We start from the raw sequence: 16,974 nt of genomic DNA on the forward strand, positions 1-16,974 counted from the left end.
GTGAGTCAGTTTGCTTAACGACTCCTTTTATATATACGAACAGTCCTTTGTTATTATGATTATTATACTATGAGTATCATTATACGAAAATAAAAGGGGGTTGTGGGCTTTTTTATAATAATCGAGTAGAAAAAGATTGGTGGGAGACAATAAAACAGAATTTCTATGTATGATAATTATCGTACGTAGAAAGAATCGCGTGATATACGGAGGTTATAATGCGAAAATTATTATATTTTATAGCATGCAGTAGTGTTATACTTTTTACTTCACCGAGTGTGTCGGTAGCTCAATATGATGCACCTCTTATGGAAGATGCACTTTATTCTGTTTTATTTCCAAAAATAAATAAAGCAATTGAAAAACAATATGGAAGTTTGAAACCTTATCAATGTCCTAAAATTATTAGTTTAAAAAAAGTGTATAGCGGTACATATTTATTTCAAGCAAGTATTGAAGTGACAAAGTATGAACGTGTTGCTGGGAAAATTGCTCCCCCATTTGAGAAGGTAACGATTACATTTAATAACGAAGAAGGCGAATGGGAAGTGACAAAGATTTCAGTAAAGCGCTTACCAAACGATACAAAATTAAACTGTAAAAAAACAATATAAAAAATTGTTTGACAAATAAAATGGTCCTTTGGTATTGTTAATAGCAACAATTAGATGTTTGAAAATTAAATAGACTTACCTCATCTACTCTCAAAGGTAGAGGCCGCGATAGGAAAGAGTAAGCTATGGGAGATTTAATGGAATCTGTGATCATAGGTTGAAAGGGACTATTGCCGAAATATAAGAATAACCATCTTATTCATATATTGGGACTACATTGAATAAATGTAGTACTGTCATAAGATTTATTTTATGGAGAGCTATTTGGAGATGTTGATGCGGTTTCTTATTTTGAGGAGATAACAACTCGTTTATTTTTTCAATATATATTTTTCCTAATAAGAAACGCGTGTGAACATTGTTCCGCGCGTTTTTTGTCTATCTAAAAGCGTGCTGCAATGAATAGAAGATTGGGGTTATGAGTTTTAGAGGAAATAAGGGAGGAATTTAAATGTATTTACACGGCACAAGCCGAATTAATGGGCAAGGACACTTAGAAATTGGAGGGTGCGATACGACGCAGCTAGCAAAGCAATACGGAACACCACTTTATGTATACGATGAAGAGTCTATTCGAGGAAAATGCCGAGCGTTTCATCGTGCTTTTAAAGAAAGTGGTTTCTCTTATCAAGTAGCATATGCAAGCAAGGCGTTCTTGTGCATGGAGATGTGCCGAGTAGCTCGTGAAGAGAATATGTCATTAGACGTTGTTTCTGGGGGAGAATTATATACTGCGCTCCAAGCTGGATTTCCAGCATCACGTATTCATTTTCATGGAAATAATAAAACAGAAGAAGAGATAGTGATGGCTCTTCAGGCGAATATTGGTTGTTTTGTCGTAGATAATTTCTTTGAATTAGAAATTTTACACGATTTAGCGATGCAACATGGAAAATTTGTGAACATATTAATTCGTGTAACACCTGGAGTAGAGGCGCACACACATGAATATATTACAACAGGCCAAGATGATTCGAAATTTGGATTTGGCGTTTCAAACGGTCAAGCGATGCAGGCAATTGGATTTGCTTTACAAAAATCAAATTATAATGTGCTAGGGATTCATTCACATATCGGATCGCAAATATTTGAAACAGCTGGTTTTGTTCGAGCAATTGAAGTTCTTCGCCAATTTTTAGAAGAAGTGAGAGAGCAAACAAACTATGTAGTAAAAGTGTTAAATGTAGGCGGGGGATTTGGAATACGCTACACAGAGTCGGATACACCATTAACTCTTGAGACATATGTGCGAGCTGTAACAAGTGCAGTGAGAGAACAATTTACTGTATGTGAATATCCATTGCCAGAAATATGGATTGAACCAGGCCGTAGCATTGTAGGTGATGCTGGGACAACAATTTATACAGTTGGATCTGTGAAAGATATTCCTGGTATTCGGAAATATGTATCAGTCGATGGTGGAATGACAGATAATTTAAGACCTGCTTTATATAGTGCGCGTTATGAAGCAATGTTAGCGAATCGAGGGAATGATGAGAATGAGGAACTCGTTTCGATTGCTGGGAAATGCTGTGAGAGTGGAGATATGTTGATTTGGGATATTCATTTACCAAAAGTCGCTTCTGCTGATTTACTAGCAGTTTCCTGTACAGGAGCCTACGGGTATTCGATGGCGAATAATTACAATCGGATTCGAAGACCAGCCGTGGTCTTTGCAAAAGGCGGAACATCGCAAGTAGTTGTGGAACGCGAAACATATGAAAATATTATTGGGAACGATCGCATACGTATTAAAGAGCTTGTCTAAATAGAAAAGGAGTTGTTCGGATGGGCAATTCCTTTTTTGTAAAATAAAATAATTAAAATATATCGGAAAACTAGGATTGAAAAAAATCAGAATTGTGATAAAATACAAATACAAAGCTTATCAAGAGAAGCGGAGGGAACTGGCCCGAAGAAGCTCGGCAACCTGCTTATAGAAAGCAAGGTGCTAAATCCAGCAAAATGGAATCCATTTTGAAAGATAAGGTAAAATATATTACCGAACAGTCTTTTCGAAATGGGAAAGATTTTTTTTATGAATAAAAAGGGGGGCTGTTCGCGTGAGTGTACGGGAACATTTTGATGAAGTATCCGAGAAGATTGAAGCGATGCTTGCTGATATGAAATATGGTTCAATTACAATTGTTGTGCAAGATGGAAAAGTAATTCAGTTAGAGAAAAGTGAAAAAGTACGTTTAAAGTGAAAAGCGCTGACTAGAAAAACTAGAGGCGGTTTTAACCTATTTTCATTAGGTTAAAACCGTCTTTTTGCTTTTACAGGGGGAAAAAACATGTTGACGTATGAAACGTGGGAAGAAAATGTTGTTTCATTTTCGGAAGAAGATGAAACAAAAGGCGCGTTATCAGTATTAAATTGGGCTTATGAAGAGTATAAAGATGAAATCGTCTATGCATGTAGCTTTGGGGTGGAAGGTATGGTATTGCTGCACCTTATAAACCAAGTAAATCCATCTGCTAAAGTTGTATTTTTAGATACAAATGTTCATTTTCAAGAAACGTATGAATTAATTCAAAGAGTGAGGGAACGATTTCCTTCATTGAATATTATAGAAAAACAGCCAGAACTTACACTTGATGAACAGGCGAAGTTGCATGGTGAAAAACTGTGGGAGAGCAATCCGAATCTTTGTTGTAAGATTAGAAAAATTTTACCTTTAGAAAAATCATTAGTCGTGGAAAAAGCATGGATATCGGGCTTAAGAAGGGAACAATCAGAAACACGTAAGCATACAAAGTTTATAAATCAAGATCATCGTTTTCAATCTATTAAAGTTTGTCCACTCATTCATTGGACGTGGAAAGAAGTTTGGCGATATGTATACAAACATAGCTTGCCGTATAACCCGTTGCATGATGTTGGCTATCCAAGTATTGGGTGTGAGAAATGTACTTTACCTGTAGGGGATGGTGGCGATTCAAGAGATGGTAGATGGGCTGGGAAAATGAAAACCGAATGTGGTCTTCATTATCAATAAGATGAATCTTGAAATAAAGCTAAGAGGGGATATAGAAAATGAGCACAGTAAACGAATTAGTAAACCGTATAGATGAGACATATGAGGTATCACAAATTGAAAAAGAAATTAAATTAGACAATATTGCTTTAAGTGATTTAGAACTATTGGCGACAGGTGGATATAGCCCGCTTACTGGTTTTTTAGGGAAGGAAGATTATGATTCAGTCGTAGAAACGCTTCGTTTAGCAAATGGTAGTGTGTGGAGTATACCGATTACATTACCGGTAACAGAAGAAGTCGCAGAAAGCCTGAAGACTGGAGAGGAAGTAAAGCTTGTCAACAATGGAAATATATATGGTGTTATTCAAATAGAAGATATTTTCGTACCAGATAAAGAAAAAGAAGCGTTACTTGTATATAAAACAACGGATGAGGTTCATCCAGGAGTGAAAAAGTTATATGAACGGCCAAACGTTTACGTTGGAGGAACTATTATTCTAACAAAACGCTTTGAAAATAATCAATTTCCTTCTTATCGTTTAGACCCAATTGAAACGAGAGAAGAATTTAAAAAACGTGGGTGGAAAACAGTAGTCGGATTTCAAACGAGAAACCCGGTACATCGTGCCCATGAGTATATTCAAAAATCTGCTCTTGAAATTGTAGATGGTCTCTTTTTAAATCCACTCGTTGGAGAAACGAAATCGGATGATATTCCTGCTGATGTAAGAATGGAAAGCTATGAAGTACTCCTTCAAAACTATTATCCGAAAAATCGTGTCTTTTTAAGTGTATTTCCTGCTGCAATGCGTTACGCAGGACCAAGGGAAGCTATATTTCATGCGTTAGTAAGAAAGAATTTTGGATGTACACACTTTATTGTAGGGCGTGATCATGCCGGAGTAGGAGATTATTACGGAACATACGAAGCGCAAGAAATCTTCACGAATTTTACGATAGAAGAGTTAGGCATTACACCACTATTCTTTGAACATAGTTTTTACTGCACGAAATGTGAAGCGATGGCTTCAACGAAAACATGTCCGCACGGAAAAGAAGATCATGTTATTTTATCGGGTACGAAAGTAAGAGAATTATTAAGAAACGGTGAGATTCCGCCAAGTACATTTAGTCGTAAAGAAGTAGTAGAAGTGCTAATTAAAGGTTTAAAAAAAGAAGTAGTAACAGAATAGGGAGAGAACGAGATGGATACGAATATTACTTGGCATATAGCTTCGGTTTCAAAAGATGATAGAAGAGTGAAGAATGGACATCACAGTTTTGTAATTTGGTTTACTGGTTTATCAGCTTCGGGTAAATCTACAGTAGCGAATGCGGTCGCTCGTAAACTGTTTGAAAAGAATATTGGAAATTATGTGCTGGATGGGGATAACATTCGCCACGGTTTAAATAAAGACTTAGGATTTTCTGAAAGTGATCGCATGGAAAATATAAGACGTATTGGCGAAGTGGCAAAGTTATTTGTAGATCAAGGAACAGTTGTCCTTACAGCATTTATTTCACCATTTCGAGTAGATCGCAAACAAGTTAGGGATCTATTAGCGGCAGATGAGTTTATAGAAGTGTTTGTAAAATGTCCAATTGAAGAGTGTGAAAAACGTGATCCAAAAGGGTTATACAAAAAAGCGAGACAAGGTGATATTAAAGATTTTACAGGTATTGATTCACCGTATGAGGAACCAGATCGAGCGGAATTAATTGTAGAAACGCACAAGTATTCTATTGAAGAATGTGCAGAACAAATCGTGAAGTACTTACAAGAGCGTAGTTTTGTCCCGTTGTTTGCTGGGAAGTAAAACGCCCACCTCAAAATTCGGCTGGAGCAGGCTGTAAATGCCCGATTGGTGAGGGTTGATTAAAGTTTCACTTTATATAGGGGGATTTAAAAATGAGTTATGAAAAAGTATGGGCTAATAATGAAAAATTAAATCAGACTGAGAAAAATAAATTAGCAAAAGATGGTTTGGAAATTTTTAATGATATTCCTTACTATGCGGAAAATGGATTCGAATCTATTCCGAAAGAAGAGTGGGACGCATTTAAATGGGCAGGATTGTATTTGCAAAGACCGAAAGAAGCTGGCTATTTTATGATGCGTGTAAATATTCCTTCAGGGATTATTACAAATGCGCAGGCGGAAGTGCTTGCTTCTATCGCTGAGGATTATGGACGTGATGTAATAGATATTACGACAAGACAGGCGATTCAGTTTCACTGGTTAGAAATTCAGCAAATGCCAGATATTTTTAAAAGATTAGCAAGAGTTGGGTTATCTTCAGCAGGGGCGTGTGGTGATATAACACGTAATATTACAGGTAATCCACTTGCAGGAATTGATGCGAATGAACTGTTTGATACAACGCATATTGTGAAGGAGGTATATGACTATTTCCAACATAATGAAGAGTTTTCTAACTTACCACGTAAATTTAAAATGTCTATTAGTTCTAACGTTTATAACTCGGCAAACGCAGAGATTAACTGTGTTGCATTTACACCTGCTACGAAAGAAATAGATGGTGAGAAAAAAGTTGGTTTTCATATAAAAGTAGGCGGTGGATTATCAGCCCGTCCATATTTAGCTGATGAATTAGATGTGTTCGTTTTACCAGAAGAAGTGAAGGCGGTAGCAATTGGGATTGCTACTATATTCCGTGATTTTGGATATCGCGAGAAACGTCATTTAGCTCGTTTGAAATTTCTTGTTGCAGACTGGGGAGCAGAGAAATTTAAAGAGAAACTAATAGAGTATACAGGACCATTGCAAAGTAAAGGAGAAAGTGCACTTAAAGGATGGAATGCAGGCTATTTTTATGGTGTTCAAGATCAAAAACAAGATGGATTAAAATATGTCGGTTTTAATGTGCCGGTAGGTCGTTTACATGCAAAAGAAATGTTTGAGATTGCAAGAATTGCAAAGCAGTATGGAAATGGACAAATTCGTACGTGTAACTCACAAAACTTTATTATTCCGAACGTTCCGCCGGAAAATGTAAAAGGATTACTTAGTGAACCGTTGTTTGAAGCGATATCTGCAAGTCCGAAATCATTTATTGGTCATGCGGTTTCATGTACTGGTATTGAATATTGCAATCTTGCTCTAGTAGAAACGAAAGAAAGATTACGGAAAATTGCAGAATACTTAGATACAGAAATTGCACTTGATGTTCCAGTTCGAATTCATATGGTAGGATGCCCAAATTCATGTGGTCAACGTCAAATTGCTGACATCGGATTACAAGGGGTAAAAATGAAAACGAAGGAAAAAGGGATTGTTGAAGCATTTGAAATATATGTAGGTGGAACGTTGTTAGATGGCGGTGCCTATAATCAAAAGTTAAAAGGGAAAATAGATGGCGAGGATTTACCGGATGTACTCGCATCATTTATAAGTTATTTTAAAGAGAATAAGTTACCTGCCGAAACATTTTATGATTTTGTCGGACGTATCGGTGTAGATACATTGCAAATAGCTTTAAATAACGTGTTAGAAGAAGTAATAGCGTCTTAGGAGGGGCAATATGGAATTATATCGATTTGAAGCTGTGTTAGCGAATAATATCGTTCCGATTGTTGTTGTTGCTCAAAGTGAAGAGCAGGCATTTAAGCTTGCGGAGATTGAGCTTGAAAAGCATTTTTTACCGTTGCCAGAAGTAAAGGAAATCTCCTTATTTGAAAAAAAGAAGATTCGAAAAGGTGCGGCATTTGTTATTCATGAGTAGAGATCAGTAATACGAAAAAATAAAAACTTCCATTCTTATATACGAATGGAAGTTTCATTTTAATAGAAGAAAAGAGGAGAGATGATGGGGAAGGTGTATATAGTTGGAGCGGGTCCTGGCGATCCGGATTTAATTACTGTTAAAGGATTGAAATGTATTGAGAAGGCAGATGTTATTTTATATGACCGTCTCGTGAATAAAGAATTGCTTTCATATGCAAAGCCTGAAGCGGATTTAATTTATTGCGGGAAACTCCCGAATTATCACACGATGAAGCAAGAGACAATTAACACATTTCTTGTTAAATATGCGAAAAAAGGAAAAGTTGTAACGAGGCTTAAGGGCGGTGATCCATTTGTATTTGGTAGAGGAGGAGAAGAAGCGGAAGCATTAGCAAAGCAAGGTGTACCATTTGAAATCGTCCCAGGCATTTCGTCTGGAATAGCTGTACCTGCTTATGCTGGTATTCCAGTGACGCACCGTGATGCAAGTGCAAGTTTTGCTATTGTGACTGGGCATAGGAAAGAAGGTGCTAAAGAAGAAGTGAAATGGGAAAATTTAGCGAAAGGTGTAGAGACGTTAGCTGTATATATGGGGGTTAGTAATTTACCCTACATATGCGAACAACTGATGAAGCATGGAAAAGATAAAAGTACGCCAGTTGCTATTATTGAGCAGGGGACGACGTCTATGCAGCGCACAGTTGTTGGAACGTTAGGGACAATTGTAGATGTTGCGAAAAAAGAGCAAATTCAAAATCCGAGCATGATTGTAATTGGAGAAGTTGTCCGTTTTAGAGAAAAAATCCATTGGTTTGAGAAGCAAACGGAAAATGCTTATCAAGTAAGTGGAGTGTTGTAAAATGAAAGCCGTCTTATATATATGTCATGGAAGTCGTTTGAGGGCAGCGAAAGAAGAGGCAATTCAATTTATTACGACATGTATGAGCCGTATAGAAGCGGCTATTCAAGAAGTTTGTTTTTTAGAGCTGGCGAATCCTTCTATTGAAGAAGGATTTCGTACATGTGCGAAGCGTGGTGCGACAGAGATTATTGCTATTCCTGTTTTCTTATTAGCAGCAGGCCATGTGAAGAATGATATTCCTTTTGAATTAGAAAAGTTAAATAATCAATACCCTAATATTAAGGTAACGTATGGTAATCCGTTTGGTGTATCAGAGACGCTTATAAAGTCGGTATATAACGGAAGTGGTATTGAAGAATATAAAGATGAAGTAACACTTTTACTCGTTGCAAGGGGTAGTAGCGATCCTGAAACTTTACAAGATATAAATCGGATCGCTACTTTATTTCAAGCAGAAGAAAAAATTGCTAAAGTAGAAGTTTGTTTTTTAGCAGCTGCGGAGCCGAAATTTGAGAAGAAATTAAAGGAAGTTGTAGAACGAAAAGAAAAGAACATCGTTGTACTGCCCTACTTGTTATTTACAGGTTTACTTATGAAACATATTGAGAAAGAAGTGCGCCAATATGAATTGGAAGAGATAAAAATCAGTCCATATTTAGGGAAGAATGAAGCGTTTCAAGATATGTTAATTCAGAAAACGACGGAGTTATTGAAGGGAGATCAGTATGTATCCACTTACAGTGCGAGTTAATGAGAAACGTGTTGTTGTTATTGGTGGGGGAAAAGTTGCAGGATTTAAAATTATTCCTTTACTCAAACAAGGTGCAGATATAGTTGTAATCAGTCCAGAATTAGATGCGAATTTAGTAAAACTTGTGGAAGAAAAGAAAATTCGTTGGTATCAAAGAGAATATGAAAAAAGTGATATTAAAAGTGCTTTTTTAGTTGTTGCAGCGAGTAGTGATTCAATATTAAATGAACAAGTTGCTGAAGATGCCGCGGAGAATCAATTAGTAAATGTTATTACAAATCCGGAAAGTGGTAATGTTCATTTTCCGGCAGCGATTCATCGTGGTTTGCTTAATATAGCAGTTTCTACTGGGGGAGCGAGCCCGAAGCTCGCAAAAAAAATTCGAGATGAGATTGCAAATAAATATGATGAGACATATGAATCGTATTTAGATTTTTTATATGAAGTAAGGGTGAAGTTAAAAGATTTACAGTTAGAAAAGAGGGAACGAAATATATTGCTCCAGGAAGTGTTGAAATCAGTATATATGCAAAACGAGGGGAAAAGAGAAAGTTTTTTGCGAGAATTAGAGGAAAAGGTTTTAAAATAATAAAAGATAAAGTGCGCTTTACAAATATAAAAATATAATTTATAATCACAAGTAACTTCAATAGATGAAATCGATGAGCAAGAAGAGTACGTATATTTGATGCGTTCAGAGAGCTGGGGTTAGGTGGGAGCCCGGTACGATAAATTATACAGAATGGGCTTGCGAGAGGTATGTTGAACATTGTAGTAGACAACCCGGGTTCCGCCGTTAAAAGGATAGAGTATCGGAATTATTCCTGTACTTGAACAAGTGGGATTTATCAATCCAATTGAGGTGGTACCACGGTATTTACATTACATATATCGTCCTCTACATGCATATTTGCGTGTAGAGGACTTTTTTATTTTCTAAAGGAGGTGTGCGAGTATGAAATGAAAGTGTATAATTAACAAAAGTTTAAATATTCAGAAAAGGAGAATTTATGATGAAAGAAACACAGCAATGGACGTCGAAAATAGGCTTTGTACTCGCAGCAGCCGGAGCCGCAGTAGGTCTTGGTGCGATATGGAAATTTCCATATGTTGCAGGTAATGGCGGGGGAGGAGCATTCTTCCTTGTATTTTTACTATTAACTTTATTTATAGGTATGCCTCTTATAATAGCGGAGTTTGTTATTGGACGTAGCACGCAAAAAGAGGCGGTTACAGCTTATAAAGTATTAGTGCCAAATAGCAAATTATATCCTTGGATTGGTCGTATGGGAGTTGTTACTTGTTTTAGTGTACTATCTTTTTATAGTGTTGTAGGTGGATGGATTTTACTTTATTTATATTATAGTGTGACAGGCAGTTTCTGGAATGGAGTAGCTGATTATGGACAATTGTTTGGTGAAACGATTTCAAATCCGTTAAGTGCGATTGGAGCACAATTTATCTTTATGCTTTGTACAATTTTTGTCGTAAGTAAAGGTGTAGAGAAAGGTATAGAAAAGGCAAGTAAGTACATGATGCCGCTATTATTTATTTTATTTATAGCGATTATTGTTCGTGCGTTAACACTCGATGGTGCTTTTGCTGGAGTAGAGTTCTTCTTAAAGCCAGATTTTTCAAAGCTTACAGCAGATACGATTTTATATGCGATGGGACAATCTTTCTTCTCGCTAACTGTAGGTGCCTCGGTAATGGTAACGTATAGTTCGTATTTAAAGAAAGAAGAACATTTAGCGAAATCAGCAACATCTATTGTAAGTTTAACTGTTTTTGTTACAGTACTTGCAGGATTAGCAATTTTCCCAGCGATTTTCGCATTAGGAGTTAAACCGACTGAAGGACCGGGATTACTGTTTATCGTCCTTCCAGCAGTATTTGCAAAAATACCATTTGGTCAATTTTTCTTTATTATGTTTTTAATTTTATTCTTCTTTGCGACTTTAACATCAGCAATTTCAATGCTTGAAATTGTAGTAGCATCTGTTGCGAAAGGTAATGAGAAGAAGCGTCCGTCAGCATCATTATTAATTGGTATTCTTATTTTTGCAGTCGGTATTCCATCAGCGTTATCATTTGGAATAATGAGTGACGTGAAAATATTCGGGAAAACATTTTTTGATTTAGTCGACTTTTCAGTAAGTAACGTATTGCTGCCGTTAGGAGTACTAGCTATTTCATTATTTGTACCAAATAAAATGAGTAAAGAATTGTTGATGAAAGAATTAGAAGTGACGGAAACGAAAGGGAAAACGTTATTTAACATTTGGTTCTTCTTACTTCGTTATGTCATTCCGGTAACTGTAATAATTGTATTTTTAAATGCGATAGGTATATTTAAAATGTTTGCATAAAAAAGACGGGGATCTACCGTCTTTTTTATGTTGATGAATGTAATAGCCGATTATACGCTTTATAGGCTGTGGTGACTGCGAGGAATGAACCGATTAAAAATAAAACTGAGCCGCCAAATGTAAATATCCGGCCGATATATGTCGTTCTAGCTTCTTCTATTTTTTGTTGTAATTGCGTATTCATATGGATCACCTCGTAAACTATAGGCATTTAGTTATAGTTTATGTAGAATGCCTATATTGTGTGAAGTGTAAATAAAAAACCTCGGTAGGCACCGAGGTTTTTTATAATCCGATATAAGGAGATGGGTCAACTGCGTTTGTCTTGCCGACATTCCATTCTCCAAGATGAAGTTCGAAGTGTAAATGTTGTCCGTATGATTGGCCCGTATTCCCCATAAATCCAAGCTGATCGCCTTGTTTTACAGTTTGTCCATTCGATACGGAACGGCTATTCATATGAGCATATACTGTCGTATATGTTTTTCCGTTTATACGGTGAGATAAGTACACTACGTTTCCGTAACTAGATGATAATTCTGAGCGAATAACAACGCCATCTGCAGCAGCGATAATTGGAACCGTTCCCGAAGCAGCGATGTCAATTCCTTTATGGTTATCTAAAGAACGTACACCGAATCCGGATGTTTTTGATCCAGCTGCTGGTTTGATAAAGCCACCGATATTTGTATCATGTGGTGTTGGAGCTGCTTGAGTTGCTTGAGCAGATTTAGTAGCTTGTTGTTTGCGAGCCTCTTCTGCCTGGCGAGCTTCTTCCGCTTTACGAGCTTCTTCGGCACGTTTTTCTTCTTCAATTGCTTTTTGAACAGCTTGACGTTGATTTTCTAAAATACCTTTGGATTCTTCTAATCCTTCAATCTCTGAATCTACTTTTGCTACTTTCGTATGTAGATCGTTAATAAGAGTTTGTTGCTGTTGTTGGTTATTTTGTAATTCTTGCTGTTTTTGTTCTAGTTTTTGCTCAGATTCTTTCAGTTGTTGTTCTTTTTTCTCAACAGCTTCTTTTTCTGTAGTTACAGCATTTTGATCAGATGTTTGTTTTTTTACAATATCTGTATCGTTGTTTAATATTAAACTTACGGAGTACATATTATCAACAAGATCAGCAATGTTTGTAGAGTTTGTTAATACTTCTGTAATGATATTTGTACGCGGTTTTTCTTGCATAGATTGTAATCGTTGTTTAATAACTTCCTGACGTGTATCTATGTTTGTTTGTAATTGTTCTATATGTTTCTTTTTGTCAGTAATTACTTGTTGTGTTTTGCTAATTTCTTTTTTTGTATCGTTTAATTCAGCCTCGTTTTTATTAATAGAAGTAGTTAATTCATCGATTTTCTTCTGTAATTCTTGAATTTCTTTTTCTATTTGTTCTTTCTCGACTGATTTATTTTGTAAGTCACTTTGTTTGCCTTCTAATTCAGATTGAATGTTAGTTAATTTATCTTGATTCGTTTCAGCGTATACGGGTGAAAGTAACGGGGAAGCAAAAATCGTTCCTGCTGCTAAAACACTAAACGCTGCAAATTTCTTTTTCATTGTTGTCTGACTCCTTTCCCTATGAATGTTATATATCATAAGAAGAAGGGTGTCTATCGTTGTAATCATAATGTAAAGAAAACTTTATAAAATTGCTAAGTTTTGTCGGAATTTATCATTTTTCAACTTTAATTGTCATAGTACTTACATTTTATTTATATGTGTAACAAAGGTAAATTTTTGATTTATTTGTAAAATGCAGGAGGGAAGTAAGAGTTTTTATGGGGTGAAATATTACTTAGAAAGCCAATGAAATACTAGTAAGGAATCGTTCTCATGTGAGGTTTTCTGACATGAGTTTATTTTTTGTCAAGAAAATTATTTGTGTTCGAGCAAAGTTATTTTGTTGTCAGATTTTAAATTTTGATTTATGATTTTTAACAGGGACAAAATGTAGTGAATTGTCGAATAATATGTAATACTCTTAATTTCTTAGTTTTATAGAGATAGAATGAGAGATAGAGTGACACATCGAAGAGGGGGTTACAACAAATATGAAAAGAATAGGACTTGCATGGCAAATATTAATAGGACTTGCACTTGGTATTGCAGTTGGGGCGATTTTCTTTGGCAATCCGGCTGTAGTGAGTTATTTACAACCAATTGGTGATATTTTCATCCGATTAATTAAAATGATCGTTGTACCGATTGTTGTAGCAAGTATTGTTGTTGGGGTTGCTGGTGTTGGCGATGTTAAAAAACTAGGTCGACTAGGCGGAAAAACAATTATTTACTTTGAAATTATTACAACAATTGCAATTATTGTTGGTCTATTAATAGCGAATATTTTCCAACCAGGAAAAGGCGTGAATATGGAGCAGTTAACAAAGACAGATATTTCAAAATATACACATACAACAGAGCAAGTACAAAGTCATTCATTTGCAGATACATTTGTAAATATTGTTCCAACGAACATTATGAAGTCATTAGCTGACGGAGATATGCTTGCTATTATCTTCTTCTCTGTACTATTTGGTTTAGGTGTAGCAGCAATTGGTGAAAGAGGAAGACCAGTTCTTCAATTTTTCCAAGGTGTAGCTGACGCAATGTTTTATGTAACAAACCAAGTTATGAAATTTGCACCATTTGGTGTGTTTGCACTAATTGGTGTTACAGTTTCTACATTTGGTCTTGCTTCATTAATTCCATTAGGGAAATTACTAATTGTCGTATATGGAGCAATGATCTTCTTCGTCGTAGTTGTCTTAGGACTTACAGCGAAAATATTTGGAATTAACATTTTCCAATTCTTTAAGATTTTAAAAGACGAGCTGATCTTAGCGTATTCTACAGCAAGCTCAGAAACAGTTTTACCGAAAATCATGGAGAAAATGGAGAAATTCGGTTGTCCGAAAGCAATTACATCTTTCGTTATTCCGACAGGTTATTCATTTAACTTAGATGGATCAACTTTATATCAAGCAATTGCGGCGATTTTCTTGGCGCAAATGTACGGTATTGATTTATCTATTACACAACAAATTACATTATTACTTGTATTAATGGTTACATCAAAAGGTATCGCAGGTGTACCGGGCGTATCATTCGTTGTATTATTAGCGACACTTGGTACAGTAGGTATTCCACCTGAAGGTTTAGCGTTCATTGCTGGTATTGACCGTATTTTAGATATGGCTCGTACAGCAGTTAACGTTGTAGGAAACTCTTTAGCAGCTGTAGTTATGTCTAAGTGGGAAGGTCAATATGACGCTGAAAAAGGACAAGCTTATTTAAAAGAGATTTCTGAAAAGGGTCAAGCTGCTTAATTATAATATGAACAAGCTCTCACATAATATGTGGGAGCTTTTCTGTATATAGAAGAGGAGCAGACATAATGAAACGTAAATATGGTGACGGTGCTTCGTGGAAGAGACTAATAGAAAAGAGTTATACGGTTAAGCAAGTGGAAGAGGGAATGCTCGGAATACTGGATATAAAAAAAGTGAGAGAGCCTAGTTGTAAAGAATATGATGGTAAAGAAATTTGTATTGCAAGTGATGGGTATACGTGGGTTCAATATTTCATTAATGGAAAGAACTTTGCGATTACAGCTATGTTAGATGATAGGCACAATTTAGTGCAATATTATATTGATGTGACGAAAGAATATGAAATAGACGATCGTGGTTTACCGTATTTTGATGATTTATATTTAGATGTAGTATTATTACCCAGCGGTAAGGTGTATATATTAGATGAAGAAGAGCTGGAGGATGCTTATAAAAGTGGCGATGTCACGAAGGAAGAGTATGAGTTAGCTTGGTACACTACGAAATGGATATTAGCAGCAATAAAAAATAGTGAATTTTATTGGATTTCAATATTGGAAGAAGAAATCGAAAAGTTAAAATGATTGTTGTATTCAAATTTTTGTATAATTACCAAAAAAATCTATACAAAAAATAATTGACTTTTGTTTTGTAAGCGAGTAAAGTTAGGGGAGAAATTATTATTAAAAAATAAATATGAAACCTTCTTATAAAGAGAGGCGGAGGGACTGGCCCTACGATGCCTCGGCAGCGGACTCGATTTCAGAGTGCTGTGCCAAATCCAGCAAGCGTGTGCTTGAAAGATGAGAAGAGTGTTTCTTATAGATGTATAAGACCTCTTCTCATCGGAAGAGGTCTTTTGTTATTCATTAGAAAAAGGTTGAAACTAGGGAGAGATGGTACTTTGAAAGAAACGAGAGGAAATGGTTTAGCTTTATTACCACTTGGGATATTTTTGGCGCTATTTATTGGTTCTGGAATTATTACAGGTGATTTCTATAAATTGCCGATACTTGTAGCGATTTCAATTGCTGTAGGAGTTGCTTTAGTGATGAATCGTAAAGAAAGTTTTAATGTGAAAGTAGAGCGGTTCGCTAAAGGTGCAGGAAATCCAGATATTATGATTATGGTATTAATTTTTGTGCTTGCTGGTGCATTTTCTGAAACTGCTAAAGGAATGGGCGGGGTAGATTCAACTGTTAATTTAGCGTTAACTATTTTACCGCCAGGATTTATCGTAGCTGGAATCTTTGTTATTGGTGCATTTATTTCATTAGCTATGGGGACTTCAATGGGAACAATTGCAGCGTTAGCACCAATTGCTGTAGGTATTAGTGGTCAAACTGATATCTCAATTGCGCTTACGATGGCTACTGTTGTTGGCGGAGCGATGTTTGGTGATAATTTATCATTTATTTCAGATACAACAATCGCAGCTGTTCGTTCACAAGGAACAGAAATGAAAGATAAGTTTAAAACGAACTTTTTAATTGTATTACCAGCGGCTATTATTACAATTGTACTATTAGTAATAGTTACTTCAGGAAGTGATACGCAGGTTAAAGCGCATAGCTTTGATTGGATAAAGATTTTACCGTACGCAGGAGTACTTATTACAGCTCTACTTGGCTGGAATGTACTTATCGTATTAACTGGTGGAACTGTACTATCTGGTGTTATCGGTCTTATAGATGGAAGTTACACGTTAGAAAGTTTCTTTAAAAGTGTAACGACTGGAATGGGCGGTATGATGGAGTTAGTATTACTTGCTATATTAATTGGCGGTATGGTTGAATTAATCCAATATAATGGTGGTATTCAATATTTAATGAATGTATTAACACGTAATATTCGTTCGAAAAAAGGAGCGGAATTTGGTATTGCTGGTTTAGTGAGTATGACGAATATGTGTACAGCAAATAATACGATTTCGATTATTTTTACAGGCCCGCTTGCAAAAAATATTGCGGATCAATATGAAATAGATCCTCGTAAATCAGCGAGTGTATTAGATCTTTTCTCATGTTGTGTGCAAGGGTTGATCCCGTACGGTGCCCAAATGTTAACGGCAGCAGGATTTGCAGCGTTATCTCCGGTTGAATTGTTACCATATGCATTTTATCCAATTTTAGTTGGAGTATGTGGGATTGTTTCTATTTTAATTGGGTTTCCAAGGTTTTCGAAAGTAGCTGAGAAAAAAAAGTATCATAAAACAGCTTAATCTAATATGAACGTTAGTAATTAAAAAACGTGCAGAGAATAGACTCTGCACGTTTTTTTGCGTAAAGGGCTGAATATGACTCGGTCTTAAGTCTGAGTT

17 protein-coding genes, 3 riboswitches and 1 other annotated feature are annotated in these 16,974 nt (G+C 36.0%); of the genes, 15 read left to right on the top strand and 2 right to left on the bottom strand.

Annotation, left to right across the window (positions count from 1 at the left end):
• Positions 1-218: 218 nt before the first annotated feature.
• The 12 genes from NZ044_RS07335 to NZ044_RS07390 all read left to right on the top strand — a co-directional run bounded on the left by NZ044_RS07335 (position 219) and on the right by NZ044_RS07390 (position 11,322).
• Entirely contained in the window at positions 219-614 is a 396-nt protein-coding gene (locus tag NZ044_RS07335) for a DUF3888 domain-containing protein (RefSeq protein ID WP_001228823.1), read from the top strand.
• Between the two features lie 89 nt (positions 615-703).
• Positions 704-885: riboswitch (Lysine riboswitch) on the top strand.
• Positions 886-1,065: 180 nt separating this feature from the next.
• Complete coding sequence (lysA, locus tag NZ044_RS07340; protein WP_000280641.1) at positions 1,066-2,382, top strand: diaminopimelate decarboxylase; 1,317 nt, start codon at positions 1,066-1,068, stop codon at positions 2,380-2,382.
• 114 nt (positions 2,383-2,496) lie between these two features.
• A riboswitch (SAM riboswitch) is annotated at positions 2,497-2,605 on the top strand.
• Between the two features lie 72 nt (positions 2,606-2,677).
• Complete coding sequence (locus NZ044_RS07345) at positions 2,678-2,821, top strand: YezD family protein (RefSeq protein WP_000116158.1); 144 nt, start codon at positions 2,678-2,680, stop codon at positions 2,819-2,821.
• 87 nt (positions 2,822-2,908) lie between these two features.
• Positions 2,909-3,613 (top strand): phosphoadenylyl-sulfate reductase, encoded by a 705-nt coding sequence (locus tag NZ044_RS07350; protein WP_000959017.1) that lies wholly within the window; start codon positions 2,909-2,911, stop codon positions 3,611-3,613.
• Between the two features lie 38 nt (positions 3,614-3,651).
• The gene (gene sat / locus NZ044_RS07355; protein ID WP_000108784.1) at positions 3,652-4,788 is read left to right on the top strand and encodes a sulfate adenylyltransferase; all 1,137 of its coding nucleotides are present in this window, start codon (positions 3,652-3,654) and stop codon (positions 4,786-4,788) included.
• Between the two features lie 12 nt (positions 4,789-4,800).
• Positions 4,801-5,412, top strand: coding sequence for an adenylyl-sulfate kinase (gene cysC, locus NZ044_RS07360; RefSeq protein WP_000380490.1), 612 nt, complete (start codon positions 4,801-4,803; stop codon positions 5,410-5,412).
• A 92-nt stretch (positions 5,413-5,504) separates the two neighbouring features.
• Positions 5,505-7,127, top strand: coding sequence for a nitrite/sulfite reductase (locus NZ044_RS07365; protein ID WP_098506679.1), 1,623 nt, complete (start codon positions 5,505-5,507; stop codon positions 7,125-7,127).
• Between the two features lie 10 nt (positions 7,128-7,137).
• Positions 7,138-7,338, top strand: a complete 201-nt coding sequence (locus tag NZ044_RS07370) for a DUF3906 family protein (RefSeq protein ID WP_000424929.1) — start codon at positions 7,138-7,140, stop codon at positions 7,336-7,338.
• Positions 7,339-7,422: 84 nt separating this feature from the next.
• Entirely contained in the window at positions 7,423-8,199 is a 777-nt protein-coding gene (gene cobA / locus NZ044_RS07375; RefSeq protein WP_098506678.1) for a uroporphyrinogen-III C-methyltransferase, read from the top strand.
• A gap of 1 nt (position 8,200) precedes the next feature.
• A complete protein-coding gene (locus NZ044_RS07380; RefSeq protein ID WP_000648894.1) occupies positions 8,201-8,953 on the top strand; it encodes a sirohydrochlorin chelatase in 753 nt (250 codons plus the stop codon).
• Entirely contained in the window at positions 8,928-9,542 is a 615-nt protein-coding gene (locus NZ044_RS07385; protein WP_000283361.1) for an NAD(P)-binding protein, read from the top strand. Before NZ044_RS07380 ends, NZ044_RS07385 begins: the two co-directional genes overlap by 26 nt.
• 64 nt (positions 9,543-9,606) lie before the next feature.
• Positions 9,607-9,855 (top strand) — a binding site (T-box leader).
• Between the two features lie 111 nt (positions 9,856-9,966).
• A complete protein-coding gene (locus NZ044_RS07390; RefSeq protein ID WP_118961692.1) occupies positions 9,967-11,322 on the top strand; it encodes a sodium-dependent transporter in 1,356 nt (451 codons plus the stop codon).
• Positions 11,323-11,347: 25 nt separating this feature from the next.
• Here NZ044_RS07390 and NZ044_RS07395 read toward each other — a convergent pair whose 3' ends face one another.
• On the bottom strand, positions 11,348-11,506 hold the full coding sequence (locus NZ044_RS07395; RefSeq protein WP_001096007.1) for a hypothetical protein: 159 nt from the start codon (positions 11,504-11,506) through the stop codon (positions 11,348-11,350).
• 101 nt (positions 11,507-11,607) lie between these two features.
• Positions 11,608-12,882 (bottom strand): murein hydrolase activator EnvC family protein, encoded by a 1,275-nt coding sequence (locus tag NZ044_RS07400; RefSeq protein ID WP_000726091.1) that lies wholly within the window; start codon positions 12,880-12,882, stop codon positions 11,608-11,610.
• A gap of 494 nt (positions 12,883-13,376) precedes the next feature.
• Between NZ044_RS07400 and gltP the strand changes: the two genes are divergently transcribed.
• The 3 genes from gltP to NZ044_RS07415 all read left to right on the top strand — a co-directional run bounded on the left by gltP (position 13,377) and on the right by NZ044_RS07415 (position 16,875).
• Positions 13,377-14,651 carry a glutamate/aspartate:proton symporter GltP gene (gene gltP / locus NZ044_RS07405; RefSeq protein ID WP_000821134.1) on the top strand — a complete coding sequence of 425 codons (1,275 nt, stop codon included), beginning with the start codon at positions 13,377-13,379 and terminating at the stop codon, positions 14,649-14,651.
• 68 nt (positions 14,652-14,719) lie between these two features.
• Complete coding sequence (locus tag NZ044_RS07410) at positions 14,720-15,238, top strand: DUF402 domain-containing protein (protein ID WP_000824630.1); 519 nt, start codon at positions 14,720-14,722, stop codon at positions 15,236-15,238.
• Positions 15,239-15,358: 120 nt separating this feature from the next.
• Positions 15,359-15,464: riboswitch (SAM riboswitch) on the top strand.
• 94 nt (positions 15,465-15,558) lie between these two features.
• Positions 15,559-16,875, top strand: coding sequence for a Na+/H+ antiporter NhaC family protein (locus NZ044_RS07415; protein ID WP_000665498.1), 1,317 nt, complete (start codon positions 15,559-15,561; stop codon positions 16,873-16,875).
• The last annotated feature ends 99 nt before the right edge of the window (positions 16,876-16,974 follow it).

It is taken from the genome of Bacillus sp. FSL K6-1338, from assembly GCF_038006965.1.
GTDB lineage: Bacteria > Bacillota > Bacilli > Bacillales > Bacillaceae_G > Bacillus_A > Bacillus_A thuringiensis_S.

Coding starts and splice junctions, on each gene's coding strand:
- NZ044_RS07335 (WP_001228823.1), top strand. CDS start 219: ATGCGAAAATTATTATATTTTATAGCATGCAGTAGTGTTATACTTTTT.
- lysA (WP_000280641.1), top strand. CDS start 1,066: ATGTATTTACACGGCACAAGCCGAATTAATGGGCAAGGACACTTAGAA.
- NZ044_RS07350 (WP_000959017.1), top strand. CDS start 2,909: ATGTTGACGTATGAAACGTGGGAAGAAAATGTTGTTTCATTTTCGGAA.
- sat (WP_000108784.1), top strand. CDS start 3,652: ATGAGCACAGTAAACGAATTAGTAAACCGTATAGATGAGACATATGAG.
- cysC (WP_000380490.1), top strand. CDS start 4,801: ATGGATACGAATATTACTTGGCATATAGCTTCGGTTTCAAAAGATGAT.
- NZ044_RS07365 (WP_098506679.1), top strand. CDS start 5,505: ATGAGTTATGAAAAAGTATGGGCTAATAATGAAAAATTAAATCAGACT.
- NZ044_RS07370 (WP_000424929.1), top strand. CDS start 7,138: ATGGAATTATATCGATTTGAAGCTGTGTTAGCGAATAATATCGTTCCG.
- cobA (WP_098506678.1), top strand. CDS start 7,423: ATGGGGAAGGTGTATATAGTTGGAGCGGGTCCTGGCGATCCGGATTTA.
- NZ044_RS07380 (WP_000648894.1), top strand. CDS start 8,201: ATGAAAGCCGTCTTATATATATGTCATGGAAGTCGTTTGAGGGCAGCG.
- NZ044_RS07385 (WP_000283361.1), top strand. CDS start 8,928: ATGTATCCACTTACAGTGCGAGTTAATGAGAAACGTGTTGTTGTTATT.
- NZ044_RS07390 (WP_118961692.1), top strand. CDS start 9,967: ATGAAAGAAACACAGCAATGGACGTCGAAAATAGGCTTTGTACTCGCA.
- NZ044_RS07395 (WP_001096007.1), bottom strand. CDS start 11,506: ATGAATACGCAATTACAACAAAAAATAGAAGAAGCTAGAACGACATAT.
- NZ044_RS07400 (WP_000726091.1), bottom strand. CDS start 12,882: ATGAAAAAGAAATTTGCAGCGTTTAGTGTTTTAGCAGCAGGAACGATT.
- gltP (WP_000821134.1), top strand. CDS start 13,377: ATGAAAAGAATAGGACTTGCATGGCAAATATTAATAGGACTTGCACTT.
- NZ044_RS07410 (WP_000824630.1), top strand. CDS start 14,720: ATGAAACGTAAATATGGTGACGGTGCTTCGTGGAAGAGACTAATAGAA.